Genomic DNA, 26,841 nt, shown 5'->3' on the forward strand with positions numbered 1-26,841 from the left:
TGTCAGCTCCAAGGAGGGCCTAATGGCGTCATTGTCTCTATCTGAACTGGTGTTCCTGCTTTTTGAAAGCGACTCGACACCGCTTCACGTGTCAGGACTGATGCTGTTTCGTCCTCCCGTCGACCAACCGGATTTCGCCGTCACCCTGCACCAGCAGATGGTGAATGGCGGCCCGGTTGCCCCCCCTTTCGATCGCGTGATCACCAGTAACCGCCTCGGGCTGCCGAAATGGCGCAACGCCGAAGACGTGGAGCTGGGTTATCACGTGCGTCTGTCGAAGTTACCCAAACCCGGCGATACCGATCAGCTGCTGGAGCTGGCGGCGCGAATTCACAGTTACCGTCTCGACCGCAGTCGGCCGTTGTGGGAACTGTGGATCATCGACGGCCTGGCCAGCGGTGAAGTGGCGATGATGGTCAAGTTCCACCATGCCCTCACCGATGGCATGCGCGCGGTGCAGTTGCTGGAGCGCAGCTTTGCCATCAGCGAGCAACGCGGGCACCTGGTGCCGTTCTGGCAGCTGGGCGAGTCCATCAGCGACCACAACGACGATGAGTTCACCAGTGTGATGGCGGTGCTGCAGCCGTCATTCTGGCGCAAACAGCTCAAAGTCGGCTTTGACAGCGCTCGCCTGTTGGCCATGGCCGGTGCTGGCAGGCTCAAGCTGATCGACACCCCGATCAAACTGCCGTTCAGCGCTCCCAGGACCCCGTTTAATCACCTGGCGGCCGGTCGCGCCAAGCAGGTAACCCTGGCCAGCCTCAGCGACGCCCGCGTCAACCGGCTGGCATTGCTGACCGGTGCTCAGAGTGACGATGTGATACTGACCCTGTGCGACATGTCGCTGCACCGCTATCTGCAGCAGCATAACTGGCAGGAGAGTGAGCCGCTGGTGGCCATGGTGCCGCTGCGGGATCACGACACCGGCGAGCGCTTGCACATGATCTCCGTCGGCCTGGTAGAACTGGGCGGCGCCTGGACGGACCCCCTTGAGCGCCTGGGCCAGATTCAGCGTACTCATCAGGGAATTCGGCGTCAGACCAACCGTACCAGCCTTAAGGCCTATAACCGCTACTCGTCGGTCATTAACGTGCTGTCGCTGATGGTGGCCCGTTTCGACGATCAACAGTATCTGCCGCCGGCGGCCAACATGCTGATCACCGAAGTGGATGCCAGCCACACCGCACTGACCTTCCAGGGCGCGGAACTGGTGGCGACCTACCCGTTGTCGCTGTTGATGCCCGGCCAGACCCTCAACATGACCCTGTTGCGCTATGGTGGTCAGTTGCACTTCGGCCTGGTGTGCTGTCGTCACTCGCTGCCGGGCTTTGAAGCCTTTGGCGATTACCTCGAGCAAAGCCTGGATGAGCTGGAAGCGACGGTGGTCGGTAACTTGTCGCGGCGCCTGAACACCTTGGCCAGTTAAGGAAGCTGAATGTCTAGTTGGCGGGCAAAAGCACTGAATAAAGTGTTGTTCCGGGCGATCCGAAGTCGCCTGGAGCGGTGTAACGACATTCTCTCCATGCGCGGAGTCATCGCCGGGCTGGACAAACTCAACGCCTACATCGGCAGCCCCACCAACCTGGAGTTCATCGACGATCACCTCAACGGTGTGCCCTGTCAGTGGCTGGTCAAGGGCCGGCCTGCCGGTGATAAGGTGCTGCTGTATTTTCACGGCGGCGGTTTTTGCTTCCGCTCCCCCAAGGTGCACAACGCCATGTTGTACCACCTGACCCAGGCTACCGGCTCTCGCGGAGTCATGGTCAACTACCGTCTGGCGCCGGAGTTTCCGTTTCCGGCGGCGACGTCGGACTGCTTCAATGCCTATAAGGCGCTGCTGGACCAGGGCATTGCCGCGGATAAGATCATCATTGGTGGTGACTCTGCCGGAGGCAACCTGGCGCTGACCACCATGCTGAAGGCCAAGGAGAAGGGCTTTCCGCAACCGTTGGCGGCGCTGCTGTTCTCGCCGGCACTGGATCTGACCATGAACACCCAGTCCGGTTTTGTGATGCGCAATGAAGACCCGTTCTTCGATCTCGGCAGCCTGATGCTGCTGCGCAACAGCTACCTCAATGGCCATACCCCCTGTGATCCCATGGCGTCACCGCTGGCGGCGGATCTGACCGATCTGGCGCCGATCATGGTGCATGTGGGCAGTGTTGAGATTCTACTGGACGATTCGGTGCGCCTGGCCAACAAGGTACGGCGCCTGGGGGGAGAGGCAGACCTGACCATCTGGCCCGGACTGCCTCATGTGTTTACCCTGTTCTATCAACTTCCCGAGGCCAAAGAGGCCATCGATCGTTGCGGCCGTTTTATCGAACGCTGTCTGCAAAATTGAGCTGACGCTTGAGGTAGGGGCTGACCAGAGACATCAACCGGTTGGCCCCGGTTCGTACCATCTCCTCCTCCTCCTTCTCCGGCCCCAGGGTGGTTTCGAAGCACAGCCAGGACAGCCCCAGCAGAAACAGGTTGTCCGCCAGCTCAAACCGCTGTTGGGCACTCATCTCCACCAGGTTCTTTTTTTGCAGGGCAGAAAGGCTGTGGGCAGTGAAGTTACGCAGCTGCTTGATCAGCCGCTGGTTACCCCGATTGCCGACGGTGCTCTGTTCGATGGCTTGAAAGTCGAGGAACAAGAACCGGTAGTGCAAACAGACCCGCAGCAGTGAGTTAAGAAACACCCAGTACTCCTGCTCGCTGATGGCGTCGAGGTCGAGCCGCGCCAACAGTTTTCCCACCGCCAGTTCGCACTCCTTGAACAGTTGGGCGATGATCTCCTCTTTGCCCTTGTAGTGGTAGTAGAGGTTGCCGGGACTGATCTCCAGCTCGGCAGCGATGTCCAGACTGGTGACGTTGCCTGAGCCCTGATGATTAAACAGGGCCAGGCTGGTCTCCAGTATCCGCTCCCGGGTGCCCATATCAGGCGGTTTCCCTGGCCAGTTGCTGCTGCAGGTAGTCGCGCTCGGCATTGGCCATGCGCTCAATCTCATCGCAGACGAAGCGGGTCAGCTTGTTGCCGATAAACGGCAGGGCGCTCTTCAACTGCAGCTCGACGTGGTTGGCACAACCGCTGTCGGTGGGGGCGAAGTGCAGGGTGCCGGTGATCTTAATCGGCACGCCAACCAGTTCTACCGCCATCTGGCAATGGTAGTGGTCGCCGTCGATGCGCCACTGCTCGGCCTGCTTGGCGACGTTGCGAGCGCCGAGCAGACGCTTGAGTACCGAGGGCACGTTGCTTTCCATCTCCCGCTTGGTGGACAGCGTCAGGCCGTCGTCCTTCGGGGTCAGTTCGGTGACCCGAACGTTGTCACAGTCGATGTCACTGTACTTCTGGGTAATCAGGTCCGGCTCGCTGAAGAAACGAAACAGTTCCGCGGTGGAGCAGCTGTACAAGTGGGTCATTGCTAGTTTCATTGTATCTCCTAAAAGTGGATGCCTCTGAGCATCGCAGCCAAACCAATCATCTGTTGTTGTTCGGTGTAATTCAGTTTGTCTTCGTGAACCTCCCCGGATTCCGGGAACATGCGAAACAGCATGTTCATGCTGATCTCGGCCAATCGTGGTGACAGCGCGTGCAGCACGGCGCCAAAGATCCCCAGTTTGGTGGCGATGCGTTTCGGTCGATGCACCACCGCCTGGGCGATGAGTTCGGCGGCCTGCTCCGAGCTGAGGGTGGGCACCGCCTGATACAGCTGGGTGGGGGCACTCATGGGCGTATCTACCAGCGGCATGTTGATGGTGGTGAAGCGCACGCCGCTGTCTGAGTACTCGGCGGCGGCGCAGCGACAGAACGATTCCAGCGCCGCGTTGGAGGCCACATAGGCACTGAACCGCGGGGCGTTGGTCAGCACGCCGATGGAGGAGACGATGATGATGTGCCCCTTCTGCTGCTCGGCCATGGGCCCGATCAGCCCCAGAATCAGCCGAAGGGCGCCAAAGTAGTTGATGGCCATGGTGCGCTGATAGTCGTGAATCCGTTCCACCGAGGCGGCGACCGAGCGTCGTATCGAGCGCCCGGCGCAGTTGATCATTACGTCCACCTTGCCGTGGCGGGACAGCAGGGTCTGCACCAGGGTGTCGGTCTGAGCCTCGTCGGTGAGATCACACAGGTAACACTGGGCTTTGCCTCCCCGTTCGCGCACCTTCTGCTGCACTTGTTGCAGTCGCTGTTTATCGCGGCCGACCAGCAGCAGGTGGGCGCCGGAAGCGGCCAGGCGCTCGGCACTGGCTTCGCCGATGCCGGAACTGGCACCGGTAATCAATACGGTCTTGTGTTGCAGGCGGTGGTTCAGTTCGTCGTCGAGGAACAGGTCCGGATCCAGCTCCCGTTCCCAGTAGTCCCATAAGCGGTTGGCGTAGCTGGCCAGATCCGGGCAGCGGATCTGGTGGGCATCGAGCAGGGTACGGGTCTTCTGGTTGTCGAAGCGGGTCGGGTAGTTCAGCAGCGCCATCAGATCCGGTGGAATGCCGTAATCCGACAGAATGCGTTGGCCAAGTTTCACCAGCGGCGGGTATTGCGACGCCAGTTGCAGCCACGGCTGTGGCAGCAGGCTGGTGAGGTTCATGTTCATCTTCAGGGTCATGGTCGGTCCGCGCCCGGCCCGAGAGATGATGTTCAGCACCTCACCGGCGTGATAGGGGCGGGGATCAGTCAGGTGGAAGCATTCGCCGTCCTGATCCGCCAGGTGCATCAGGCAGTCGAAGGCATCGGCGACGTAGTCCACCGGCACGATGTTCAGAGGGCCGCCTTCAAACCCGGCCAGGGGAAACCAGCGCGGCAGGGCATCGCGCACCTTTTGCAGCAGTTTGAAGAAATAGTAGGGCCCCTGAACCCGGTTGGCGGCGCCGGTTTCGCTGTCGCCGATGACGATGCCTGGGCGATAAATGCGATAGGGCAGGCCATTGTGTTCGCGCACCGCCTTTTCGCACAGGTGGCGAGACAGGAAATAGGGGTGAGTCAACTGTTCGGCTTCGGCAAACATCTGCTCGTCGAAGCAGCCCCGGTACAGCCCGGCCGCGGCAATGGAGCTCAGGTGGTGGAAGCAGGTGGCTCCCAGCAACTCGGCGCAGGCCAGGGCGTGCTCGGTGGCGGTGACATTGGCCTTCACCAGCTCATGGCCGTTTCGGCGAAAGTCGGAGTGGCTGGCCAGGTGGACAAAATGCACGATCTTGCCCCGCAGCGATTCGGTGTCGCGGGGACACAGGCCCAGGGCCGGATCGTTGAGGTTGCCACGAATTGGCAGCACTCGATCCAGCGCCGCCAGTTCGCTGGCGCTCTTTCGCAGTCGCTGCTCGGCCTGGTCGTCTTTTACCAGGCAATAGAGGGTGCCTTCACGGGCCAGCAGGCGCCGCAACAGCTGTTGTCCCACCAATCCGGTGGCACCGGTAACAAAGTAGCTCATCTGGATTGCTCCTTCCTTGACGCAAGAGTGCCCAGGCACTCTCAGATGGCTGTCTAACTTTTCACCTAAGTTAACCCTCAGAGTAAATAAGTGCTTGACCAGAATCAATAAAGATCTTGGAAATCGGCCATAAGCGTTATGAATTATTGATTAAACAACGTTTCTTTTGAGTCGCTGCAGTGTTGGATATTCCAGCGGTTAAATGATCCGGCCGTTGGCCAGTGAGGGGGGATGATCTAAGATGGTTCGTTTTTCTTTCAGCCCCCGAGGAGTCACATGGAAACCGCAGCAATCATCAATGGGAAACAGGTCGCCGATACCCTGGTCGACACCATTGCCACTCGAGTGGCACAACTGGACGCCGAGGGTAAGCGGTTGCCGGGATTGGCTGTGGTGATGGTGGGCAGCAATCCCGCCAGCGATGTGTACGTGCGCAATAAGACCCGCCGCTGCCAACAGGCGGGCATTGTCGGTCAGGAGTTTCGCCTCGATGAGGCCACCACCGAGTCAGACCTGCTGGGGCTGGTGGATCGCCTTAACGCCGATCCCAGTGTCGACGGCATTCTGGTGCAGTTGCCGCTGCCGTCGCACCTGAATGAGCAGCGGGTGCTCAATCGCATCGCCGTGGCCAAGGACGTGGACGGGTTTCATCCCAACAACGTCGGTAAGCTCAGCCTCGGCGACGCCACCGCGCTGGTGCCGTGCACGCCACAGGGCTGCGTAACCCTGGCTCAGAGCGTACTCGGTGAGGATCTGTCCGGTAAGCATGTGGTGATCGTCGGTCGCTCTAATATCGTCGGCAAGCCGGCGGCGCAGCTGTTCCTGGCTCAGCACTGCTCGGTCACCGTGGTGCATTCCCGTTCCAGCAATGGCGCCGAGTTGGCCCGTCAGGCCGACATCTTGGTGGTGGCCGTCGGCCGCGCCGAGATGGTGGGGCCGGAGTGGGTTAAGCCCGGGGCGGTGGTGATCGATGTCGGCATCAACCGCATCGAGGGCGACGGCAAAGCCAAGTTGGTGGGCGACGTGGCGTTTGCGCCGGTGGCCAAGGTGGCGGCGGCGATTACCCCGGTTCCCGGCGGTGTCGGGCCGATGACCATTGCCTACCTGCTTGAAAATACAATGAAAGCCTATGAGATGAATCAGCATCAATGCGACTGATTTGGGTTGCCAAAGCGCGAGTTAGTGGCGATCATTGATGCTAAACAGCTTTCCAGGATAAAACGGTTACAGTTATGGTTATTCCCGGTTTTGAAGGTCATGAAGCCACCGAGTTTGCATTGATTCGGTTGCAGGTGTCGTTTGTGGTTGATCCGGCCCAGGTGCCGCCGCTGGAGCGCCTGCTGGAGCAGTACATGGAGTCGGCGACGTCGGAGTCCAGCGTGATGTCCAGCCAGTACGTGGGTCGGGAGATGCAATTGGAGCTGAGCTTCTTTGGTGCCGGCCAGAGTACGGTAAAAAGTGAGTTGGCCCGGCTGCATAAGGTGGTGCAAAGCCTGCTTACCCCTGCGCCGGTGTTTACCGTTACCGTCGATAAGGACTGAGTCTGAGTATGGACGCAGGCGAGGCCAACAAAGCCTACGGCAAACGGGCATTGGTGGTTGAAGGGGGCGCCATGCGCGGCATCTTTGCCGCCGGCGTGCTGGATGCCTTCATTGAGCAGCAGCACTACCCCTATGACGCCTGTTACGGAGTCTCGGCCGGGTCCACTGCGCTGGCCGCTTATCTGTCCGGTCAAAAGGGCCGCACCCGGGCCATCATCGCCGATTACTCCTGCCGGCCCGAGTTTATCAATTTTCGCCGCTTTTTCGGCGGCGGCCACCTGTTGGATCTGGACTGGCTCTGGCCCATTACCCTCAATGAGCTGCCGTTTGACTTCGATGCCTTTGAGCGCCGCGCCATCCCGTTGTTGATTGGGGTCACCGAGGTCAACAGCGGCCAGGGCCGTTACCTGCGCGCCAACCGCGATGATCTGGCGATGCTGATGAAGGCCTCTTGCTCGGTGCCGGTGGGCTACCGCGGCTTTGTGTCGCTCAATGGCCAGGCCTACACCGATGGCGGCGTGGCGGACTCGATTCCGGTGCGCCAGGCCTATCAACAGGGCTATCGGGATCTTACCGTGGTGTTGTCCCAGCCTCTGGGCTATCGCAAACGCCCGAGTCGTTTTCCCTGGTTGTTGAGATGGGCCCTCAGGGAGCACCCGCCGCTGCTGGCGGCCATGGAGGCGCGTCATCGACAGTACAACCAAACCCTGGCGTTTATCTCCGAGCCTCCCAAGGATTGCCGCATTCGAGTGCTGGTGCCGCCGCCGGCGTTTGCGGTTGGCCGCCTGACCCGAGCGCCACAGGCGTTGGCCAGTGGCTATGAGTTGGGTCGCGACTGTGGATTGGCGCATGTGCGCCGGCAGGCTGAGGCGGCTGCCGAGGTGCTGGCGCCATGAGCGGCGCCGGGCCGTCATCATCATTGAGCCAGTCGCCGTGGCCGCTGGTGATTGCGGCCATAGAGCGGGCCAATGGCCGCGGTTTTGCGCCGACCCAATTGACCCGCGTCGGCGGCGGCTGCATCAACCAGTGTTATCGCCTCAGCGATGGCCACCAAAGCTGGTTCGTGAAGCTGAACCGTCATCAGTGTCTGAGCTTGTTTGAGGCCGAAGCCGATGGGCTGGCGGCCCTGGGAGACTGGTCATTGCCGCCTCTGACTTTGGGGCAGGCGGGAGAACACGCGTTTCTGGTGTTGCCGTTTGTGGCGCTGACGTCTCACGGCAATCATTTTGAGGCCGGGCGCGCCATTGCCCGCCTGCATCAGGCCGACCCCCATCACCTCGATCCTCAGGGCTATGGCTGGCACCGCCACAATTTCATTGGCGAGACGGTGCAATACAACCACTGGCAGGGGTGTTGGGCCCGGTTCTGGTGGCAGTGCCGGTTACAACCGCAACTGACGCTGGCGCGCCAGCGCGGCTTTGGCAAGGCCCTGGCGCCGGCGGTGGCCGGACTGGAGTCGATCAGTGACCGAGTGCTGGCCGAGCATCAACCCCAGGCCTGCCTGGTGCACGGCGATTTGTGGCAGGGCAACCTGGGCTTTGTCGACGGCCAGGCGCGGGTGTTTGATCCGGCCTGTTACCTGGGCGATCGGGAAACGGATCTGGCGATGACCGAACTGTTTGGCGGCTTTGACCCCGAGTTCTATCGTGGCTATGAGTCGCAGTGGCCGCTGTCACCGGGTTACCAGCGGCGACGGCCTCTGTATCAACTGTATCACTTGCTCAATCACCTCAACCTGTTCGGCGACGGCTACCTGGATTCGGTGCGCGCCAAGCTACAGCAACTTTAGCCCTGACTGTCGACCTCGAAGCGGCGTCGGCGTGTGCGCTGCATCGGGCAACCGCCGCAATAGTCAACCTCATCGAGTCGAAAACGAAGGCAGCAGCGTCGACGCTGGCCACAGTGTGGTGGTGGCAGCATCAGCCGAGTTAATGGTCCAGCCGGTTTGGCCTGTTCATCAAACAGCAACCCGTGACGCAATGCCAGCGCCTGCTCATCCCCCACTTGCAGCAGTAACCAGTCCACGATTGCCGCCACATTTCCCCAGAGAATCTTCGGTGTTAACCCGGTTTGCTCAGACAAGCGCAGGATGTCTCTGGTGATGAGGGTAGTGAGGCTGTGGGACACCAGATCGGTACTGGCCTCAACGCTGGGTTGCCAGTGACCGCAGAATCCGCTCGGCTGCCCGCGTTCATAGCGGCCATGGAGTGAGTCGGGCTGCAGTTGATAGCGCTCGGTTCCCAGTGCCGCCAGCAGCAGCGGTGGCAGCAACAACCCAAAATGCCATTGTGACCACAGTGAGGCCAGCGATTGGGTTAGCGGCGGTGTCGCCGTGGTCAGCATGGCCGCCCCATACTCTCCAAGGGGGGCGACTAAGGCCGAGCGGCTGGCAACAGGACGCCAGTCAGCGCCTTGCTGAGGCTGCCAGGCCCTGAAGCAGTGGCTGGCGTAGCGCTGCAACCGGGTTGCCAGCGGCGTCGGTAACGGGGTGGCCATCAGCGACGGGTCATCATCAGCCATAACAGGTAGGGCCCTCCGATAAGCGTGGTGAGCAAGCCGGCGGGCAGTTGCCAGGGAAAGATCAGGTATCGCCCCGCCCAGTCGGCGCTGATCAGCAGTCCGGCGCCCAGAGGCGCTGCCACCAGCAGTTGCTGGCCCAGGGTGATGGCGCCGAGTCGACGGGCGATGTGGGGCGCCATCAGGCTGATGAAGCTTAAGGGGCCAACCGCCAGAGTGGCGGCGCCACTCATCATGGCGATCAACGCCAGCAATCCAAAACGCGCTTTCGCCGGGTGAAAGCCGCAGTTGCGGCAGTTCGCATCCCCTAAAGCCAGCGCTTGCAATGGTCGCTGTGCCACTGCCGCCTGAGTCAGCAGTAGGGCGGCGGCCAGGCCACAGGTGAGCGCCACCGGGGCACTGACCCGGTAGGTTGAGCCATTGAGCCAGCTGAGCAGGGTTGCGGCACGGGGATCGCCGCTGGCGGTGATCATGACGGTCGCCCCCTCCATTAGGGCACTCAGGGCGATGCCAGACAAGATCAGGGTGGTGGCCTGATACTGGTTGCGATGGTTGACGGCGCTGATGATCATCAGGGTGATAAAAGCCCCGGCGATGGCACCGCCGAGCTGACCGCTCAGTCCTGAACGGTCAAATACCATCATGGCGACGGCGATCCCCATGGCGGCGCCGGCGCTGACGCCAAGCAGCTCCGGGCTGGCCATGGGGTTGGCCAGCAAGCGTTGCATCATCACACCGGAACTGGCCAGCAGCACACCCGCACAGGCGGCTGCCATAACCCGGGGCCAGCGCCAGGGTAACAAGCCCGGGTCGAACGCCCAGCCCGCAAATCCGTACCCGGCCAACAGCGCAATGGCGGCCAACAGCACGCACAGTAGTGCCATGACGAGCGCCAGGGCGGTGGGGTGGTGGTGGCGCCGGGTTTGGCTGGAGTGGGATTGCAGCGCCGGCGGGGATTTGGGCAAGGTAAACAGCAGTAGCATCAGCAGTGGCGCGCCAAACAGGCCCGTCACTGCGCCGGTGGGAAGCAGGCTGCCCGCCACCGGACCGATGACCTGGACCGACAGATCGATACTCCATAGGGTCAGGGCACCGAGGATCGGCGCCCATAACAGCTGCAGCCCGAAACGCTGGCAACCACACAGACGGGCCAGGGCTGGCGCCGCCAGGCCGATAAAGCCGATGATGCCGACCTGGGACGCCACCATGGCACTGAGGACGGTGGCCAGAATCAAGGCGGTGATTCGAACGCCGCCCAAATGGACGCCCAGACCGACGGCAACCTGTTCGCCGAGGCTGAGCAGAGACAGCGGCCGAATCAACAGAGTCGAGAGCAGGGCGGTGATCACCAGCGTGATGGCCAGTGCGTGCACACTGTGCCAGTCATTTTGTATCAGTGAGCCGGCGCCCCACAGCAATACGCCAGCGAGCTGATCATGATGGATCAGCACTAACCCGGCACTGGCGGCGGCGCAGTACAGGCTCAACAGCATGCCAGCCAGGATCACCGCCAGCGGGGAAAACCGGCGTCGCGACGATAGCGCCAATGCCATGCCGGCCGCCAGCAGCGCACCGGCGATGGCCACCCAGGGGCGACCGATGACCAGCAAGCTCGGTGCGTAGAGGGTGGCCAGGGTCAGGCTAAGCTGCGCTCCGGCCGAGACCCCGAGGGTGGAGGGGGAGGCCAGAGGGTTGCGTAAGCACTGTTGAAACAAACAGCCGCTCAGCCCCAGCGCGGCGCCGCAGAGCAGGGCCACCAGTTGTCGCGGGGCCCAGCTGTAGTGCAGCAACAACCGTTGCCAGCCGTCCGCCGGGCCGTGCCAAAGCTGAGTCAGGGGCATGGCACCAGCGATGTGATGCAGAGAGACAGCCGCCAGCGCCACGCTCAGCAGCGCCATAAACAGGGTCAGCCGCATGGGAGACAGGATCATGGTGCCTCCTGCAGCAATGCGTCCACCAGCAGGGTGGCCATGCGCTGGGCCGATGGCAGCGCGCCAAACATCAACACCACCGGTAGCACCTGGTAGTGGTTGTCGGCAAACCAGCGTTGATGTCGCCACAGCGGTGACTGGCCCAGGGTGGCGACGCCACCGTGAGGTACGGGATCGAGAAACAGAATCCTGGCTTGAGGCGGCTGGCTGAGTATCTCGATGCTCTGGGCGCTGAACCCCCAGGTGTTGGTGGGCTGCTGCCAGGCATTGCTGAGGCCGAGCCTGTCGATAACGGCCTGACCGAGGCTGTGTTTTCCATACACCCACAGATGGCGGTCATCGTGCATCCTGATCAGATACAGCGGCGGTGGCGACGCAACCGCGTGCTGCAGTCGCCGCTGTTGGGCCTGCAGCTGGTCGCGGCTGCGGTCGATCAGCGATTGCGCCTGTGCCTGCCGATTCAGGAGTTGACCCAGGTTGCGGGTCAGCGTCTCGGCCTTTTCTATGGCGTCGCCGGTGGACTGGTAGATTGAGAAGCTGTGAACCGGCGCAATTCGGCTCAGCAGTGGCGTCAGCTGGGCCTGGTAGGGCGTGATCAGAATCAGGTCCGGCTGGATTTGAGCCAGCAGCTCCAGATTGGGCTCATTGGCACTGCCAAGGTCGATGATGTCGCCGGGCAGGGGCGGCGTCAGTACCCAGCGCCGGTAACCCGCTACGTCGGCGATGGCCACCGGGGGCAAGCCGAGGGCGATTAAGGTGGTGGTGGTGGCGTAGTCCAGCGACACCACCTTCAGGGGCGACCGCTGGGCCAGCGCCGACAGTGGCAGCCACAGCAGGGTAAGGATCAGCATGGCCAGCCTCATTTCAGGACCCCCAGCGGCGCCCGGTTCGGCCGCTGAATGACTTCCATGGCAACGTCAAAGATCTGCTGCAAGGGCTCCGGCTGCATCAGCTGCGCCGGTGGCCCTTGGGCGATCAGCCTGCCGCCTTTGAGCGCCAGCAGTTGGTGGCAGAAACGGGCGGCCATGTTGATGTCGTGAATGATGATCACCACGCATTTGTGTTGTTCAACCGCCAGGCGCCGAATCAGGGTCAATACCTCCAATTGGTGTCCAGGATCCAGAGCCGAGGTGGGTTCGTCCAGCAACAGTACCTCGGTCTGCTGGGCCACCAGCATCGCCAGCCACAGCCGCTGGCGTTCGCCCCCGGACAGCGAGCCGATGTCAGCGCTTAATAAGGGTTGGGTTCCGGTCAGGGCGACCGCGTGTTCAATGGCGGCGCGATCGCGGGCACGTTGGCGGCCGAGCAGGCCCTGCCAGGCAAAACGGCTCATGGCCAGCAGCTCATGGCCTTTGAGGTCGTCGGTGACAGGGAGGTGTTGCGGCAGCATCGCCACCTGCCTGGCAAAGGCGCGGCCGCTCCAGCTGTCCAGCTCGCGGCCCTTGAACCGGCATTGGCCAGTGCTGGCGCTGAGTTGACGCGCCAGCACTTTCATCAGCGTGGATTTTCCTGAGCCATTGTGACCGATGAGGCCATACAGGGTACCCGACTGCAGCGTCAGCGACGTCGGGTGCAGTATGGCTTTTCGATCCACGTTGACGCTGACCTGTTGCAGCTGAAACAGATCCCTGGCCAAAGCCGAATCCGGGTCAGCCACAGGGCTGACCACGGTCAAGGGTTGATGACCACGCATCAGTGGGTCTCAGTGGCGGCGAACGCCGCAATTGGGTTGGTCAGCTGGCCCTGAAACTGCAGACTGCCGGCAGGATCGGCCAGGTCGACCATTTGCTGATTGTTGGCCAGTTGCAGCCGATTCAGGCAGGAGTGATCGAAGTGGGCACCAAACAGGTCATAACGTTGGAACTGGTCCGCCAGCTGCGGTTGGCTGGCCTGATAGCTGAGGATGCAGTCGGCAACCAGTCGCCAGAACTGAGATTGATCAAACCCGAGCTGACGGTGCAGCAAGGCCGAGAGGTAACGGAAGAAGCCGTCAAAGATGTCGGTCTGAATCGACAACACCTTCAGATCATCCGGAACATCAACGGCGATGCGGGCGATGGTCGGCGATAAGACCGCATCCTTATTCAACACCGCGCACTCCTCGGCGATGTCTTTCATCAGGCAGTACTGGGGCGTGTGGTTGTCTAACACCAGGATCAGGTTTTCTCCATGGGGCATGAACACCAGGTTGTGGGCATAGAAGCAGTGCAACAGCGGTTTCAGGTAGGCGTCCAGATAGTGCTCAAGCCAGCGGGCGGTCTCCAGACCGGAGGCGCGTATCATCGCCACCGCCAAAGAACGACCGTCTTTGCCGCAATGAAGCAACCCGGCCATGGTCATCAATCGTTGCTGGCCCTGGAGTCGGGGCTGTGGGCTTTCGCGCCACAAGGCAGACAACATCTTGAGTTGAGCGTCCCCCTTGGGCACCAGTCCCTGCCATTGCGGCCGCCGATAGCCAACGGCGGCGACCTCTTTCAGGACACTGAATCCGTTGGCGTGCAGGAAGGGATCGTGCTCGATCAGGGTGGCAATCCAATCGTTAATGGCCGGCGTGGCGTCCATGTAATCGGCAGACAACCCACGCACAAAGCCCATGTTCAATATCGACAACGCCGTTTTGACGTAGTGCTTGTGTGGCGCGGTGCGATTGAACAGGGTGCGAATGGACTGCTGCGGCTGATAGTGATCGTGGCCGCTACCCAGGTACACCAGGTCCTGGTTGGCCAAATCGGCGCCAAAACCCATGGCGATTTTGTTGTGCCATTGCCAAGGGTGCACCGGGATCAGGCAGTAGTCGCTCAGCTGCAGCTGTTTCGAGTCCAGCTGCTGTTCGAACTGCGCCAGCAGCGAGTCGCCTAGCTCCTGCTGAAACAGCTGGCTTTCTGACAAGGACTTACTGAAGCTTTGCACGCAGAGGCTGCGTCGCGCTGCCAGCCATACCGGTTGAAAGACGTTGCCGGTTTCCGGGGCATAGTCGAGGAAGTCCTGTTGACCAAATCCGATGCGGCCATTGTTGGCGATAAAGGCCGGATGGCCCTCACTCATGGCGGCTTCCAGAGTCTGGAAATCGGCGTCGAGCAGGGTGTCGACGTCACGATCACCATGGGCCAACTTATAGGCTCCGGCCCGCAGCGTGCTGGCGATCTCCTCCAGGTACAGGGGCAACTGGGCGTCGCTGATCCCCAGTGATTGCTGGAATTCACCGATGAAGGCAATGGCATCCAGCGGGGCACTGTGTTGCTGGTGGTGTTTCTCGATGCTGTCTGGATCGATCACCCAGTGTTCCAGCGCCAGTCGCTCGGCGTTAAAGCGGTAGTGGCCCTGATCAAAGTCCAGTTGGTAGTCGCCGTTTTCCAACGGCGTTGGTGCAAACAGACGCTCATGGCACCCTTCGCTGAGCGCTTTGGTGATCAGTTGGCGATTGGCCTGGTGCCAGTTGGCGGGGGTGAGAAAGTGATGATTCATGGTGTCCCGAGTCCTTGGGTTGGTGTGGTTGGTCATCATTGAATGTTGATGGCGATAGAGAAAAGCCAGGTAGGCGAGTTTGTGAGGCAGCCGCAGCACCCTTTGGTAGCGAAAGCCAGCCTGGGCGTTGAGGCGGTGTATGGCGCGGTTGTCGGCATCGGGTTCGACGACGATCCGCGCCACGTCGGGGTGGCGAAAGATAAAGGCGATCAGCGCAGTAAACACCGCCGTGCCAAATCCGGCGATGGGCCGGGTGGGCGGCCCCAGCAGAATGTGCATCCCGATGTCGCCCCGACGCACCGGATAATGCTGCGACAAAGGGTCGGCTGCAGGGTGGTAGATCTCAAACAGGGCACGAGGTTGGCCGTCGATTTCGGCCACCAGTATTTGGCTGTGGCCGGCGAGCCGAGTGTACTCGGTGATCACCTCATCGACCGTGCACCCTGGCATTCCCCAGAATGCGGCGTAGTCCATGTTCAGCCACTGCTGCAGCCACAGGGCGTCTTCGGCCACTTCGAACGGTCTTAGGCTCATGGGGTTCGTTGCCTCGAGACAAAGACGGAATCGAGACAGGACCAACTTTGGGGCGCCGGTGGTGGCAGTGGTCATAACGTGGCTCCTTTGAGGCGTTTCTCGCGGGGCATAAACCATTGCCAGAACAGCAAGGTGGTCAGGATAAATCCGCCACTGGCACAGACAAACAGCAGCTGGTCACCGCCCGCCACCATCAGCTGTCCCGCCGCATAGGACGCGACCAGCACGCCCAGGCTCTGGAAGATATGCAGGGTGGCGAAGTCTTTGCTGTACTCGTTAGGATGACTGAGGGCAAAGATCTTAAGATCCAGTTTGACGGTGGCATGGAACAGCGCCCAGCCATACAGCACGCGACCAACGATGATCCAGTGCGGTTGGGGCTGAGCCTGCAGGGCAAAACCGACGGCGCCAATGGCCAATGCCACCGGGATCTGGCCCAGAGTCTGTAGCCAGCGAGGCTGACGCGAGTGCCGTTGCAGCATCAATGCAGCGATGGCAATGGCGGCAGGAATGGCAAAGATGACGGCGGCTTCAATCTCGCCGGACTGAGGCGACAGCCGGTGCCAGTACTGAACGAAAAACGGACGGATCAGGTAAGCACTGAAGTAGAACAGCCACATGATCAGTGCCAGTTGCACTTTGGGTCGAGTAGTGGCGCGACGGGCGGCGGCCGTGGTGTCTTCGCAAGGCTGCTGGCGGTTGGCGACGAGGCTTTGGGGCTGCACTCGAAGCAGCAACCAGCCACACACCAGTATCTGTAAGCCATCACCGACGGCCATCCACAAAAACGCCTGAGGCGGGCTGGCGAACTGCAGAATGCTGCCGCCGACCAGGGCGCCGGTGATGGCACCGAGGTGCACGATCACCGACAGCAGGCCGACGGTGTGAGGCTGGTGTTTGGCCTCTTCCAGTGTCAACAGGTAGGGATAGACCAGCAGGTAGCTGGCTTTGAACAGCACCATGATCCAACCCGAGGCAAATAGGACCGCAAGCGTTGGCGCATTGGCGCAGCCGACGCTGGCCAGCAGCGCCCCTACCTGTGACAGCATCAGAATCTTGAGGGTACCGAATCGGCGAGCCACTCGAGCCCAAAGCGGCAGAGCGACGATGACAATCAGGCAACTGACGGCCAGATAGCGGCTGATGAGCAAGGGGTCGCTGCTGTGAAACATCACCTCAAAGTAGATGGGATAAAACGGCAATAACATGCTGTCGCTGATCACCGCAAACGCGGTGACCGCGATCAGTGCCCATTTGGCAAGCTGGTTTGGACTCACGCGCCTGCCTCATCGAAACCAAACTGCTGAAAGGCGATCTTTTTCTCAACCGCATAGGGTTGCCACCCCAACAGCTTGTGCAGCAGCACGCTGTTTCGATAGCAGGCCATGCCCAGATCCGGGGTCACGAAGCCATGACTGTGCAGCTCGGCGTTTTGAACAAAGATCCGTTGCTGTTTGTCGATGGCGTAGTGGCGGCTGACCGCGAGTCGCTCCTTGCTGTCCCAGCAGATCTCGTTGGCAATGCCGCCGAGAAACTCGGGCAGGGCTGCACGGTAGCCGGTGGCGAAAATCAGCGCGTTGGTGGTCAGGGTAGCGTGGCGCTGTTGCTCCTGATGATCCAGGCTCAGGTGAAACTCACCGCCGCTGGCCTCGACTCGACTCACTGCGGTGTTGGTCAGCAGCCTGACTCGGGGGGCATGATGCAGATCCATTTCATACAGGCGGTCGAAAATGGCGTTAATCAGGTCGCTGTTGATGCCTTTATACAGGTTTTGCTGTTGAGACAGCAGCGTATCCCGGGTAGCCATCGGCAGCGAGTGGAAGTAATCCACGTACTCCGGTGAGGTCATCTCCAGGGTCAGTTTACTGTATTCCAGCGGGAAGTAGCGTGGTGAGCGGGTGATCCAATCGAGATGGAACGAGCGCTGCCGCTGTTCATCCAACAGGTCGTAGACGATCTCCGCCGCACTTTGTCCACCACCAATAACGCTGATCCTTGGTTGTTCAAGTAACGTCGGTTTTTGTTGAAGGTATTCACTGGAGTGAATGGCGTGCTCACCCAGCGTGTCGCAGCCGTCGGGTCGGTGAGGGACAGGGCCGGTGCCGATCACCAGTTTGCGGGCGTAATACAGGCCGTTGTCTTGGCCATCGGGGCGGCGGGTTTCCAGGCGGTAGCAGTGGTGTTCGGCATCGAAACTGATGGCGGTGACCCGAGTATTGAAACGAAGGTTGGTCAGTTGCCGGCACACCCATTGGCAGTAGAGGTTGTACTCGTGCCGCAGAATGAAGAAATTCTCTCGAATGTAGAAGCGGTACAGTTTCTGGTGCTGTTTGAGGTAGTTCAGGAAACTGTAGGGGGAGGTTGGATCGGCCAGCGTCACCAGATCCGACATGAACGGAGTCTGAAGGTGGGTCCCTTCCAGCATCATCCCCGGGTGCCAATTGAAGTCACTGCGCTGCTCCAGGAACAGGGCGTCGGCTTGATCCAGTGGCTGAGTGAGTGCGGCCAGGCTGAGGTTAAACGGCCCCAAGCCGATGGCAATAAAGTCATAGATTTTCATGAGCGGTCCTAGGCGAATTCCGTTTCTGCAGAGGCGTTGTGAAGTTCCTGACCATAGCGGCAGATTCGTTGAACGACCTGATGGATCGCCTTGATCTCGGTGGCAGGGTTAAGCAGGGTGAATTTCAGGTACTGGTGGCCCCGATAGCGGGTGGCGGCGATCAGCGCATCGCCCTGATTCGACAACCGGGAGCGAATGGCGCGGTTCAGGGTGTCGATGTGCTCGTCGCTGGCGTCAGCGCTCGGCAGGTAGCGGAACACCAGGGTGCTGATCTGTGGCTGATGCACCACCTCAATTTCCGGTTGAGACAGCAGCAACCAATAGACCTGTTTCGCCAGGTGCTGCAACTGATCGAAGCCACGCCCCAGGGTGTCGGCCCCCAGAATTCTCAGGCTGAGCCACAGTTTTAAAGCGTCGAAGCGGCGAGTGGTTTGCAGGCTTTTGTTGATCAGATCCGGGATGCCGGCCTGATGCTGGCGCAGCGGGTTTAAATACTCGGCGTGGTAGGTCAGTGAGGAGAGGGTGGCCGCCTCTCGCACCAAAAATCCACTGCAGGCGACCGGTTGGAAAAACGCCTTGTGGTAATCCACGGTCACGGAGTCGGCCAGCTCAATGCCGGACAGTTTATGGCGAAACTTCGGTGAAATCAGCAGTCCGCCGCCATAGGCGGCATCCACATGCATCCACACCGAGTGCCGAGCGCATAAGGTTGCGATGGCGGGCAGCGGATCGATGCTGCCGAAGTCGGTGGTGCCAGCGGTTGCGACCACGGCCATGGGTACCAGTCCTTGTTGCCGTGCCTGTTGCAGTGCCTGTGACAGGGCGGTCATGTCCATGCGCTGGAATCGGTCGGAGGGGATGGCGACCACCGCATCAAACCCCAATCCCAACATGGAGGCGGCTTTCTGGATGCTGAAGTGACTGAGCTCCGAGGTATAGATGCGCAATCTGTTTGCCTGGGGCGGCAGGCCCTGCTGGTGAGGGTCCCACTGCCAGTGGCGCTGACAGGCGCGGTAGCGTGCCAACAGCATTGCCATCAGGTTGGATTGGCTGCCTCCGGAGGTGAACACGCCGTCGGCATCGGCGCTCCAACCAATTTTGTCGCAGCTCCAATCGACCAGTTTCTGCTCGATCAGGGTGGCACCGGCGCTCTGATCCCAGGTTTCCACCGCAGTATTCAAGGCCGAGGCGATGGTTTCCGCCGCCAGGCTCGGCAAGGTGATGGGGCAGTTCAGATGCGCCAGGTAGTGGCGGTGATGAAAATGAACGGCGTCGTCGAGATACAGGCGGCTGAGTTCGGTGTAGGCGGATTGCCACTGTCGCAGCGGCTGGTCGAGATCCACCTCGGCGAACAGGGTCGCCAGCGCCTCGGGGCGGGTGCCGGTAAAGGCGCGGTCACTGGTGTTGATGTGTTGGCTGACGAGCTGTATCGCTTGCGTCATTCGTGTTTGGTATTGATGTTGAGTCTGTTGAGTAAACAGGGATGCCTTGAGATCCGCTGAGAGTTCCTTCTCTGCAGTGGCATCAAACGTAGCGCAATTGTTGTCCATTAATTGCCTCTTTGTTGATAACGAGAATGGGAGTGGTTATCATTCGCAGGAATGGTAAGTGATAATCACAATAGAAATCAATGGATGAGGGATTAAAAAATGAATGGAAATCACCCAGGGCGCCGTGCGCTTGTCTGCGCGGCATTGTTGCCGGTGATTCACCAGGCTAGTTGGCCGACATCGGCCTGGGCCAGCCAGGAAGAGCAGGGACGTGAGATTGAGGTTATTGAGGTGCAGGGCGCAGCCTATCGCACCACCGGCACCAAATCCTCGTTGCGGCCGCTGGAGTCGCCGATGAGTTTTGAGGTGTACGACCGGGCGTTGCTGGACCGGCGCCAGGTGGACAGCGTCAATGAGGCGCTGCGCTATGTGCCAGGGGTTACGGCCGAGAATCGCAGCAGTGTCACCATCTTCGATCAGTACACCATTCGGGGCTTTGAGACCTACCGGAATTTCTACGACGGTTTGCCGCTTCAGTACAATGGCTTGTGGAACCTGGCGCCTCAGGTGGATGCCTTTGCCACAGAGAGCATTGAGATTTTGAAGGGACCGACCTCGGTGCTCTATGGCGCCGCGCCTCCGGGCGGGATGGTGAATCAGGTCGCGAAAAAGCCACAGGCCGACGCCATGACCGAGCTGCGAGGTCGGGTAGGCAGCAACGACCTCTATGAGCTGGCACTCGACTCGACCGGGGCGTTAACCGACGGCCTCAATGGCCGCCTCATCGCTTTGTACCGGGACCGGGACGGCCAGCAGGAAACCACCCGAGAGGAGCGTCGTTTCATTGCCCCCTCTATCGCCTGGGAGATGGGCCGTCACACCAGCATTGAGCTCAGCGCCTACTACCAGGATGATCCGTCAATTGTGCCCTCGACGCCGTTGCCTGCCTTGGGAACGGTGTATTCCGCCAGCTATGGCAAGTTAGACAGCGATGCCTATGCCGGTGACGCCAACTGGAATCGCTTCGACCGCCAGGTGTTGATGTTGGGCTATAAACTCAATCATCAGTTTTCCGATAGCCTGGAGTTTCTGCAGAACTTTCGCTACACCGATGCCGATGCGGGCCAGCGCAATATGTACAACTACGGTCTGGCAGACCAGCAGAACCTGATTCGCAGTGCCTATTTTACCGATGAGTCCATCGAGGGCTACGTGGTGGATAACCAGTTGGCGTGGTTGACCAGCCTGGGCAGCAGCGAGCATCGCTGGTTGCTGGGAGTGGAATACAGCAGCCTGGACTCCGATGTCGCCTATGGCGATACCCTGGGGCAGCAGACGCCGATGCTGGATCTGGCCAGTCCCAATTATCACTTGATTGATCCGGCCAGCTTGCCGGTGGACTTCTATCAGCAGGCCAATGTGATCGAGCAGACTCAGCTGGGGATTTACCTGCAGGACGAGGTTCGGTTCGATGCCTTGACCCTGGTTGTGGGGGCGCGCTGGGATCGCTATGAAAGCACCGACACCGCTGACAATAACTACGCTGGCACCGAGTACGGCAGTGTCACTGAGATCGATCAGGATGAGTTGAGTGCCCGGGCGGCGGCCATCTATACCTTCGACAGTGGTTGGGCGCCCTACCTCAGTTACTCGGAGTCGTTTGAGCCGGTGTCCGGTGTGGACAGCAATACCGGCGCCGCGTTCAAGCCGACCACGGCCAGTCAGTGGGAGATTGGTGTGAAGTATCACAATGCCGATCTGGCTTCGACCCTGACGGTGGCCGCCTTCGACATTCGAAAGAAGAATGTAGTGGTGAATACGCCGGATTTTGGCAAATACACGCAAAATGGTGAAGTGCAATCCCGAGGGGTGGAACTGGCGTTGTCTCAACGTCTGCTGGATAACCTGGAACTGACGTTGAATTACGGATACCTGGATGCGGAAGTGACCGACAACCCACTGGACCCCGCCATCGAGGGCACCACCCCGGTGTGGGTGGCGGATCAAACGGCGTCAGCCTGGTTGGATTACTACCCGCTGGAGGCGATGCAGGTGAGTGCCGGTGTCCGCTACGTCGGCGAAACTCAGCTGGATGCGGCCAACACCGATACGGTGCCTGCCTATACCCTCTGGGACATGGCCGCTTCCTATCAACTGGGTGAGCAGTGGAGTCTGAGCCTGTCGGCCAGCAACCTGTTTGATAAACGCTATGTGGGCGCGTGCTTTGATGGCAACAACTGCTGGATGGGCGCAGAGCGCAGCATTGAAGCGTCGGCGTCGTTCTGGTTCTGAGGCTATTGAAAAGCCCGGCACAGTGGCCGGGCTTGGATAATGCAGACGGGCGGGCTCCTCAGGGGGCCCGTTTTACGTGCGCCTGGGCGGGCTTACAGGGCCGCCAGTTCCCGCTGCTGCACCAGCTGCAAAAACTCACCCATCTCAATCTTATACAGCTCGGACAACTGGCCGATGAACTCTTGATGGCTCCAGTCGTGGCTGCGCTGATCCGCCACCGCGTCCATCAGAACCTGGGTGTTGTCGGCGTGCAGGGCCACCTCGGTGGTCTCCAGCAGGGTACCGTTCTCGGCATCGAACACCTGCAGGGTCAGCGGCAACTGGCCGTCGTCATTCAGTGTCGGGGCAACGAAGTGCTCACCCAGTCCCTTGGCTTCAAAGGGGCAATCCATCACCAGGCCGTTGCCGAAGTCAAAGGAGAGCAGGATGGCGGGGGCACGATAGACCACACCGGCCTTGATGCGGTGTTGGCCTTTGCCCAGTACCTGCTCCACCTCGGGGTGACTCGGTGCTGGAATGGCGATCATAATGCGGTTGATGTCACCGTTGAACAGCTCGGCGGAAGCGCCTTCGGGTGGAATCTTGTTTGGCTCGGTCATTATCGGTCTCGTTGCCCGGTTATCAATGCCGCAAGTGTACCAAAGCCTGAATCCGATAACAGGGAAAATGGTGGCCGGGCGGTGAAGGTTTCTGCTTCTGGATCAACGAATGTGTGATCCCGGCGAAGAAATGACCGCCTCGACGCCCATCTTGAGTGAGTGGACTATGCTTAGTGCTATTCGACGGAGGGCAGGTCATGCATCAACCTATGAAGTGGTTAAAGGTACTGGTGGTGATGGGGTCGGTCGGATGGCTTAGTGGCTGCAGTGAAGCCAATCAGGAGAGGGTAGACAGAGCCATGGACAACGCTCAGGCGGCGGCTCGGGTCATTCTGGACAGCACCATCGAGGTGGCGCAGGTTTTGTGGCTGGAAGCGCAGCACCTGGGAGAGGATTCGTTGCAGCAGAGCCAGGCGATGACCGGTGAAGCGCAGTTGGCTCTGGAGCGGTGGCGGCCGCCACAGTCGCCGGTGGACAAATACGCCGAGCGGGAAGTGGCGATGGCCAAGGCCCGGCCGGCGACGCCGTTAACCGGGGAAGCCGAGCCTGACGCTAGCCAAGATTAAGCTCGAGATCCGTTTCCGGGGCACAGCAGCAGGGCAGAATCTCACCGGGTTTGAGGAAGGCCATGGGGGTGGTCAGGTAGCGGACGCTGCCGCTCACCAATGTGGCCTTGCAGGCGCCGCAGTAGCCACTGCGGCACTCACTGTAGTGGCCGACGGATTCCAGGGCCTGAAGCAGGGTGGTGTGGTGACCGCCATGCTCCAGTTCCCGGCCGCCATTGAGGCGGATTTTCCACAGTTTCAATCGTTGCAACCGTTACAGTTCGAACGAGGAGAACTCGTCCTGGTGGACTTCGTTCTTAATCTGGTTGGTTAGGTAGCTGCTGACCTCGACCTCCTGCGGCGCCACCTGAACGGCGTCACTCTCCAGCCACTTGCTCATCCACGGCAGCGGGTTGGAGCGCTTGTCAAAGATCGGGGCAAGCCCCAGAGCGCTCATGCGCTGGTTGGTGATGAATTCGACGTAATCTTCGATGATCTTCTTATTCAGGCCCAGCATCGAGCCGTCTTTAAACAGGTAGGAGGCCCAGTCTTTCTCCTGCTCGGCGGCACGGCGGAAGATCTCCACCGCTTCGCTGTGACACTCGATGGCGATTTCGGCCATCTCGTTGTCGTCCTGGTTGGTGGCCATCAGGTTGAGCATGTGTTGGGTGCCCACCAGGTGCAACTGTTCATCACGGGCGATAAAGCGAATGATCTTGGCATTGCCCTCCATCACTTCCCGCTCGGCAAAGGCAAAGGAGCAGGCGAAGCTGACGTAGAAGCGCACCGCTTCCAGGACGTTGATGGACATCAGGCACAGGTACAGCTTCTTCTTCAACTCGCGACGACTGAGGGTGAACTGCTCGCTGCCCACCTGATGCTGGCCTTCGCCAAACTGCTGATAGCGCTGGGTGTAGTCGATCAGGGCATCGTAGTACTTGGAGATGTCGTTGGCGCGTTTCTGAATTTCGCTGTTGGCGACGATGTCGTCGAACACCACCCCGGGATCATTGACGATGTTGCGAATGATGTGGGTGTAAGAGCGCGAGTGGATGGTCTCATAGAAAGACCAGGTCTCAATCCAGGTTTCCAACTCCGGCAGTGATACCAGCGGCAGCAGTGCCACGTTTGGGCTGCGGCCCTGAATGGAGTCCAGCAGGGTCTGGTATTTCAGGTTCGACAGGAAGATGTGCTTTTCGTGTTCCGGCAGATCATTGAAGTCGATGCGATCCTGAGTGACGTCTACCTCTTCCGGGCGCCAGAAGAACGACAGCTGCTTTTCGATCAGCTCTTCGAAGATCGGGTGTTTCTGTTGGTCGTAGCGGGCCACGTTCACCGGGTTGCCGAGGAACATCGGCTCTTTCAGGGCGTTGTTGGCTTCCCGTGAAAATGTGCTGTATCTGTGGGTCATAATCTTGTCCTATCCGTGGCAGCGCCCCGCCTGAGCGGGGCCCTGGCGGTTAAATCTTACAGGCGCCACCGGCGCAATCGTCGTCGCTGTCCGCTTTGCTCTGGGCGTCGGACTGGCCGTCACGGGTGTTCTGGTAGTACAGCGTCTTCAAGCCGTACTTGTACGCCAGCATCAGATCCTTGAGCAGCATGCCCATGGGCATCTTATTGTCCTCATAGCGGGACGGATCGTAGTTGGTGTTGGCAGAGATGGCCTGGTCGACGAACTTCTGCATGATCCCCACCAGTTGCAGGTAACCGGTGTTGCTGGGAATGTCCCACAGCAGCTCGTAGTTGCTCTTGAGGGTGTCGATGCCCGGCACCACCTGCTTCATGATGCCATCTTTGGAGCCTTTGACACTCACCAGTCCCCGAGGGGGCTCGATGCCGTTGGTGGCATTGGAGATCTGCGAGCTGGTCTCCGACGGCATCAGCGCCGACAGGGTGGAGTTGCGCAGGCCGTGCTCGACGATGCTGGCGCGCAGGCCGTCCCAATCCAGATGCAGTGGCTCGTCGCAGATCTCATCGATGGCGTCTTTGTAGCTGTCGATGGGCAGGATTCCCTGCGAGTAGGTGGTCTCATTGAACCCCGGGCAGGCCCCTTGCTCGATGGCCAGCTCGTTGGAGGCCTTGAGCAGGTAGTACTGAATCGCTTCAAAGGTTTTGTGGGTCAGGTTGTTGCCGCTGCCATCGGAGTAGCGGGCGCCATTTTTGGCCAGGTAGTAGGCGTAGTTGATGACGCCAATCCCCAGGGTGCGGCGCTTCATGGAGCCAAGCTCGGCCGCCGGTACCGGGTAGTCCTGATAGTCCAGCAGGCTGTCCAGTGCCCGCACCGCCAGGGCCGCCAGCTCTTCGAGTTCGTCGAGGCTGTCGATGGCACCCAGGTTGAACGCCGACAGGGTGCACAGGGCAATCTCACCGTCGGTGTCGTTGAGGTGCTTGAGTGGCTTGGTGGGCAGGGCGATCTCCAGGCACAGGTTGGATTGCTTCACCGGGGCCACTTTCGGGTCGAACGGGCTGTGGGTGTTGCAGTGATCCACGTGCTGAATGTAGATGCGGCCGGTGGAGGCACGTTCCTGCATCAGCAGGCTGAACAGGGCCACCGCCTTAACGGTCTTACGGCGAATGCTGCTGTCGGCTTCGTACTGGCAGTACAGGCGCTCAAACTCTTGCTGGTCGGCAAAGAAGGCGTCGTACAGGCCGGGCACGTCCGAAGGGGAAAACAGGCTGATGTCGCCGCCGTCCAGCAGGCGCTGATACAGGGTGCGGTTGATCTGTACCCCGTAATCCAGGTGACGGATGCGGTTGGCGTCGGTGCCGCGGTTGTTCTTCAGTACCAGCAGCTCTTCCGCTTCCAGGTGCCACAAGGGGTAGAACAGGGTCGCCGCGCCGCCGCGAACGCCGCCTTGAGAGCAGGATTTGACCGCGGTCTGGAAATGCTTATAGAACGGCAGGCAGCCGGTGTGGAAGGCTTCGCCGCCGCGAATCGGGCTGCCCAGGGCGCGAATGTTGCCGCCGTTGATGCCAATGCCGGCCCGCTGGCTGACATAATTGACGATGGCCGCCGAGGTGGCGTTGATGGAGTCGAGGCTGTCGCCACACTCGATCAGCACACAGGAGCTGAACTGCCGGGTCGGGGTGCGCACACCGGACATGATCGGCGTGGGCAGCGAGATCTTGAACTTGGAGGTGGCGTCGTAGAACCGCTTGACGTAGTCCAGGCGGTTGGCCTTCGGGTAGTTGGCAAACAGACAGGCGGCCACCAGCATGTACAGGAACTGGGCGCTCTCGAACACTTCGCCGGTGACCCGGTTCTGCACCAGGTATTTGCCTTCCAGTTGCTTGACCGCCGCGTAGGAGAAGTCCATGTCGCGCCAGTGATCGATGTGCTCGTTCAGCTCATTGAGTTCGTCGCGGCTGTAATCCTGAAGAATGTGCTGGTCGTAACGGCCCAGCTCCACCATCTTACTGACGTGGTCGTACAGGTGCGGCGGCTCGAATTGACCGTAGGCCTTCTTACGCAGGTGGAACACCGCCAGGCGCGCGGCCAGGTACTGGTAGTCCGGGGTCTCTTCACTGATGAGGTCGGCAGCGGCTTTGATGATGGTTTCGTGAATCGCTTCGGTCTCGATGCCATCGAAGAAGTGGATGTGGCTGGCCAGCTCTACCTGAGAGACCGAGACGTTATCCAGATCCTGGGCTGCCCAATAGATCACCCGATGGATCTTATCGAGATCGAGGGGCTCCTTTTTGCCGCTGCGTTTGGTAATGAGCAGATTTTTATTCATCGTTGAGTATCGACGTGCGGACAACACAGTCGCAATGGACTGAAGGCACGTCTCATGTCCTTAATGTAAGTACTTGAGATGATAATCACCGGTCAGACCGGCGATCCCCGACGTTAGTGTTCTTTTTTATTATCGGACACTACATGTAGTAGCGCCAATGGGATGTTCTACAAGATAAGCCGGTTTTGGGGATTGCGCAAGGCCCTCGAATGTGAGCAAATTGTG

General features: G+C 60.2%; 23 protein-coding genes. 8 read left to right on the forward strand and 15 right to left on the reverse strand.

The features are described 5' to 3' along the window. Nucleotides 1-22: 22 nt before the first annotated feature. The gene (locus J8Z22_RS10745; RefSeq protein WP_028112714.1) at nucleotides 23-1,426 is read left to right on the forward strand and encodes a wax ester/triacylglycerol synthase domain-containing protein; all 1,404 of its coding nucleotides are present in this window, start codon (nucleotides 23-25) and stop codon (nucleotides 1,424-1,426) included. Between the two features lie 9 nt (nucleotides 1,427-1,435). Further along, entirely contained in the window at nucleotides 1,436-2,344 is a 909-nt protein-coding gene (locus J8Z22_RS10750) for an alpha/beta hydrolase (RefSeq protein WP_035415733.1), read from the forward strand. Here the strand turns inward: J8Z22_RS10750 and J8Z22_RS10755 are convergent. From J8Z22_RS10755 to J8Z22_RS10765, 3 genes are read right to left on the reverse strand one after another with little or no spacing between them, the layout of a single operon-like run. Beyond that, nucleotides 2,319-2,921 (reverse strand): TetR/AcrR family transcriptional regulator, encoded by a 603-nt coding sequence (locus J8Z22_RS10755; protein ID WP_028112715.1) that lies wholly within the window; start codon nucleotides 2,919-2,921, stop codon nucleotides 2,319-2,321. The genes J8Z22_RS10750 and J8Z22_RS10755 overlap by 26 nt on opposite strands. 1 nt (nucleotide 2,922) lies before the next feature. Next, the gene (locus J8Z22_RS10760) at nucleotides 2,923-3,417 is read right to left on the reverse strand and encodes a DUF2505 domain-containing protein (protein ID WP_084144395.1); all 495 of its coding nucleotides are present in this window, start codon (nucleotides 3,415-3,417) and stop codon (nucleotides 2,923-2,925) included. Nucleotides 3,418-3,425: 8 nt separating this feature from the next. Further along, nucleotides 3,426-5,405 (reverse strand): SDR family oxidoreductase, encoded by a 1,980-nt coding sequence (locus J8Z22_RS10765; RefSeq protein ID WP_252010355.1) that lies wholly within the window; start codon nucleotides 5,403-5,405, stop codon nucleotides 3,426-3,428. Between the two features lie 276 nt (nucleotides 5,406-5,681). On the opposite strand from J8Z22_RS10765, the gene folD reads away from it, so the two are divergent. The 4 genes from folD (at nucleotide 5,682) to J8Z22_RS10785 (ending at nucleotide 8,735) form a co-directional block, all read left to right on the forward strand. Further along, the gene (gene folD / locus J8Z22_RS10770; protein ID WP_252010356.1) at nucleotides 5,682-6,563 is read left to right on the forward strand and encodes a bifunctional methylenetetrahydrofolate dehydrogenase/methenyltetrahydrofolate cyclohydrolase FolD; all 882 of its coding nucleotides are present in this window, start codon (nucleotides 5,682-5,684) and stop codon (nucleotides 6,561-6,563) included. A 74-nt stretch (nucleotides 6,564-6,637) separates the two neighbouring features. Next, nucleotides 6,638-6,946: a hypothetical protein gene (locus tag J8Z22_RS10775; protein ID WP_028112719.1), complete on the forward strand. Its 309-nt coding sequence runs from the start codon at nucleotides 6,638-6,640 to the stop codon at nucleotides 6,944-6,946. Between the two features lie 8 nt (nucleotides 6,947-6,954). Further along, nucleotides 6,955-7,842: a patatin family protein gene (locus J8Z22_RS10780; protein WP_252010357.1), complete on the forward strand. Its 888-nt coding sequence runs from the start codon at nucleotides 6,955-6,957 to the stop codon at nucleotides 7,840-7,842. Next, nucleotides 7,839-8,735, forward strand: coding sequence for a fructosamine kinase family protein (locus J8Z22_RS10785; protein WP_252010358.1), 897 nt, complete (start codon nucleotides 7,839-7,841; stop codon nucleotides 8,733-8,735). Before J8Z22_RS10780 ends, J8Z22_RS10785 begins: the two co-directional genes overlap by 4 nt. Here J8Z22_RS10785 and fhuF read toward each other — a convergent pair. The 8 genes from fhuF to J8Z22_RS10825 are packed head-to-tail and all read right to left on the reverse strand — an operon-like array spanning nucleotide 8,732 to nucleotide 19,503. Continuing rightward, nucleotides 8,732-9,466: a siderophore-iron reductase FhuF gene (gene fhuF / locus J8Z22_RS10790; protein WP_252010359.1), complete on the reverse strand. Its 735-nt coding sequence runs from the start codon at nucleotides 9,464-9,466 to the stop codon at nucleotides 8,732-8,734. The genes J8Z22_RS10785 and fhuF overlap by 4 nt on opposite strands. Continuing rightward, complete coding sequence (fhuB, locus tag J8Z22_RS10795) at nucleotides 9,442-11,394, reverse strand: Fe(3+)-hydroxamate ABC transporter permease FhuB (RefSeq protein ID WP_252010360.1); 1,953 nt, start codon at nucleotides 11,392-11,394, stop codon at nucleotides 9,442-9,444. Before fhuB ends, fhuF begins: the two co-directional genes overlap by 25 nt. Then, nucleotides 11,391-12,245, reverse strand: a complete 855-nt coding sequence (locus J8Z22_RS10800) for an ABC transporter substrate-binding protein (protein ID WP_252010361.1) — start codon at nucleotides 12,243-12,245, stop codon at nucleotides 11,391-11,393. The genes fhuB and J8Z22_RS10800 overlap by 4 nt, the downstream gene beginning before the upstream one ends. An 8-nt stretch (nucleotides 12,246-12,253) precedes the next feature. Further along, nucleotides 12,254-13,087, reverse strand: a complete 834-nt coding sequence (locus tag J8Z22_RS10805) for an ABC transporter ATP-binding protein (RefSeq protein ID WP_252010362.1) — start codon at nucleotides 13,085-13,087, stop codon at nucleotides 12,254-12,256. After that, nucleotides 13,087-15,468 (reverse strand): GNAT family N-acetyltransferase, encoded by a 2,382-nt coding sequence (locus J8Z22_RS10810; protein WP_252010363.1) that lies wholly within the window; start codon nucleotides 15,466-15,468, stop codon nucleotides 13,087-13,089. The genes J8Z22_RS10805 and J8Z22_RS10810 overlap by 1 nt, the downstream gene beginning before the upstream one ends. Further along, nucleotides 15,465-16,670 carry an MFS transporter gene (locus J8Z22_RS10815; RefSeq protein ID WP_252010364.1) on the reverse strand — a complete coding sequence of 402 codons (1,206 nt, stop codon included), beginning with the start codon at nucleotides 16,668-16,670 and terminating at the stop codon, nucleotides 15,465-15,467. Before J8Z22_RS10815 ends, J8Z22_RS10810 begins: the two co-directional genes overlap by 4 nt. Continuing rightward, nucleotides 16,667-17,953, reverse strand: coding sequence for a lysine N(6)-hydroxylase/L-ornithine N(5)-oxygenase family protein (locus J8Z22_RS10820; protein ID WP_252010365.1), 1,287 nt, complete (start codon nucleotides 17,951-17,953; stop codon nucleotides 16,667-16,669). The genes J8Z22_RS10815 and J8Z22_RS10820 overlap by 4 nt, the downstream gene beginning before the upstream one ends. An 8-nt stretch (nucleotides 17,954-17,961) precedes the next feature. Then, nucleotides 17,962-19,503 carry an aspartate aminotransferase family protein gene (locus tag J8Z22_RS10825; RefSeq protein ID WP_252010366.1) on the reverse strand — a complete coding sequence of 514 codons (1,542 nt, stop codon included), beginning with the start codon at nucleotides 19,501-19,503 and terminating at the stop codon, nucleotides 17,962-17,964. 99 nt (nucleotides 19,504-19,602) lie between these two features. Between J8Z22_RS10825 and J8Z22_RS10830 the strand changes: the two genes are divergently transcribed. Continuing rightward, on the forward strand, nucleotides 19,603-21,735 hold the full coding sequence (locus tag J8Z22_RS10830) for a TonB-dependent siderophore receptor (RefSeq protein ID WP_252010367.1): 2,133 nt from the start codon (nucleotides 19,603-19,605) through the stop codon (nucleotides 21,733-21,735). A 92-nt stretch (nucleotides 21,736-21,827) separates the two neighbouring features. Here J8Z22_RS10830 and J8Z22_RS10835 read toward each other — a convergent pair whose 3' ends face one another. Beyond that, nucleotides 21,828-22,334 carry a hypothetical protein gene (locus J8Z22_RS10835; protein WP_252010368.1) on the reverse strand — a complete coding sequence of 169 codons (507 nt, stop codon included), beginning with the start codon at nucleotides 22,332-22,334 and terminating at the stop codon, nucleotides 21,828-21,830. Nucleotides 22,335-22,531: 197 nt separating this feature from the next. Here J8Z22_RS10835 and J8Z22_RS10840 point away from each other — a divergent pair, with 197 nt between their 5' ends. Further along, on the forward strand, nucleotides 22,532-22,900 hold the full coding sequence (locus J8Z22_RS10840) for a hypothetical protein (RefSeq protein WP_028112728.1): 369 nt from the start codon (nucleotides 22,532-22,534) through the stop codon (nucleotides 22,898-22,900). Here J8Z22_RS10840 and yfaE read toward each other — a convergent pair. The 3 genes from yfaE to nrdA are packed head-to-tail and all read right to left on the reverse strand — an operon-like array spanning nucleotide 22,887 to nucleotide 26,616. Then, complete coding sequence (gene yfaE / locus J8Z22_RS10845; protein ID WP_252010369.1) at nucleotides 22,887-23,141, reverse strand: class I ribonucleotide reductase maintenance protein YfaE; 255 nt, start codon at nucleotides 23,139-23,141, stop codon at nucleotides 22,887-22,889. The two genes, J8Z22_RS10840 and yfaE, sit on opposite strands and share 14 nt — an antisense overlap. 12 nt (nucleotides 23,142-23,153) lie before the next feature. Beyond that, nucleotides 23,154-24,290 carry a class Ia ribonucleoside-diphosphate reductase subunit beta gene (gene nrdB, locus J8Z22_RS10850; protein WP_028112730.1) on the reverse strand — a complete coding sequence of 379 codons (1,137 nt, stop codon included), beginning with the start codon at nucleotides 24,288-24,290 and terminating at the stop codon, nucleotides 23,154-23,156. 49 nt (nucleotides 24,291-24,339) lie between these two features. After that, on the reverse strand, nucleotides 24,340-26,616 hold the full coding sequence (nrdA, locus tag J8Z22_RS10855) for a class 1a ribonucleoside-diphosphate reductase subunit alpha (protein ID WP_252010370.1): 2,277 nt from the start codon (nucleotides 26,614-26,616) through the stop codon (nucleotides 24,340-24,342). Nucleotides 26,617-26,841 lie beyond the last annotated feature (225 nt).

The sequence above is a fragment of the Ferrimonas sp. SCSIO 43195 genome, from assembly GCF_023716685.1.
GTDB lineage: Bacteria > Pseudomonadota > Gammaproteobacteria > Enterobacterales > Shewanellaceae > Ferrimonas > Ferrimonas kyonanensis.

Excerpts from the sequence above, each read along its gene's own strand:
- J8Z22_RS10745 (WP_028112714.1), top strand. The coding sequence starts at position 23 with ATGGCGTCATTGTCTCTATCTGAACTGGTGTTCCTGCTTTTTGAAAGC.
- J8Z22_RS10750 (WP_035415733.1), top strand. The coding sequence starts at position 1,436 with ATGTCTAGTTGGCGGGCAAAAGCACTGAATAAAGTGTTGTTCCGGGCG.
- J8Z22_RS10755 (WP_028112715.1), bottom strand. The coding sequence starts at position 2,921 with ATGGGCACCCGGGAGCGGATACTGGAGACCAGCCTGGCCCTGTTTAAT.
- J8Z22_RS10760 (WP_084144395.1), bottom strand. The coding sequence starts at position 3,417 with ATGAAACTAGCAATGACCCACTTGTACAGCTGCTCCACCGCGGAACTG.
- J8Z22_RS10765 (WP_252010355.1), bottom strand. The coding sequence starts at position 5,405 with ATGAGCTACTTTGTTACCGGTGCCACCGGATTGGTGGGACAACAGCTG.
- folD (WP_252010356.1), top strand. The coding sequence starts at position 5,682 with ATGGAAACCGCAGCAATCATCAATGGGAAACAGGTCGCCGATACCCTG.
- J8Z22_RS10775 (WP_028112719.1), top strand. The coding sequence starts at position 6,638 with ATGGTTATTCCCGGTTTTGAAGGTCATGAAGCCACCGAGTTTGCATTG.
- J8Z22_RS10780 (WP_252010357.1), top strand. The coding sequence starts at position 6,955 with ATGGACGCAGGCGAGGCCAACAAAGCCTACGGCAAACGGGCATTGGTG.
- J8Z22_RS10785 (WP_252010358.1), top strand. The coding sequence starts at position 7,839 with ATGAGCGGCGCCGGGCCGTCATCATCATTGAGCCAGTCGCCGTGGCCG.
- fhuF (WP_252010359.1), bottom strand. The coding sequence starts at position 9,466 with ATGGCTGATGATGACCCGTCGCTGATGGCCACCCCGTTACCGACGCCG.
- fhuB (WP_252010360.1), bottom strand. The coding sequence starts at position 11,394 with ATGATCCTGTCTCCCATGCGGCTGACCCTGTTTATGGCGCTGCTGAGC.
- J8Z22_RS10800 (WP_252010361.1), bottom strand. The coding sequence starts at position 12,245 with ATGCTGATCCTTACCCTGCTGTGGCTGCCACTGTCGGCGCTGGCCCAG.
- J8Z22_RS10805 (WP_252010362.1), bottom strand. The coding sequence starts at position 13,087 with ATGCGTGGTCATCAACCCTTGACCGTGGTCAGCCCTGTGGCTGACCCG.
- J8Z22_RS10810 (WP_252010363.1), bottom strand. The coding sequence starts at position 15,468 with ATGACCACTGCCACCACCGGCGCCCCAAAGTTGGTCCTGTCTCGATTC.
- J8Z22_RS10820 (WP_252010365.1), bottom strand. The coding sequence starts at position 17,953 with ATGAAAATCTATGACTTTATTGCCATCGGCTTGGGGCCGTTTAACCTC.
- J8Z22_RS10825 (WP_252010366.1), bottom strand. The coding sequence starts at position 19,503 with ATGGACAACAATTGCGCTACGTTTGATGCCACTGCAGAGAAGGAACTC.
- J8Z22_RS10830 (WP_252010367.1), top strand. The coding sequence starts at position 19,603 with ATGAATGGAAATCACCCAGGGCGCCGTGCGCTTGTCTGCGCGGCATTG.
- J8Z22_RS10835 (WP_252010368.1), bottom strand. The coding sequence starts at position 22,334 with ATGACCGAGCCAAACAAGATTCCACCCGAAGGCGCTTCCGCCGAGCTG.
- J8Z22_RS10840 (WP_028112728.1), top strand. The coding sequence starts at position 22,532 with ATGCATCAACCTATGAAGTGGTTAAAGGTACTGGTGGTGATGGGGTCG.
- nrdB (WP_028112730.1), bottom strand. The coding sequence starts at position 24,290 with ATGACCCACAGATACAGCACATTTTCACGGGAAGCCAACAACGCCCTG.
- nrdA (WP_252010370.1), bottom strand. The coding sequence starts at position 26,616 with ATGAATAAAAATCTGCTCATTACCAAACGCAGCGGCAAAAAGGAGCCC.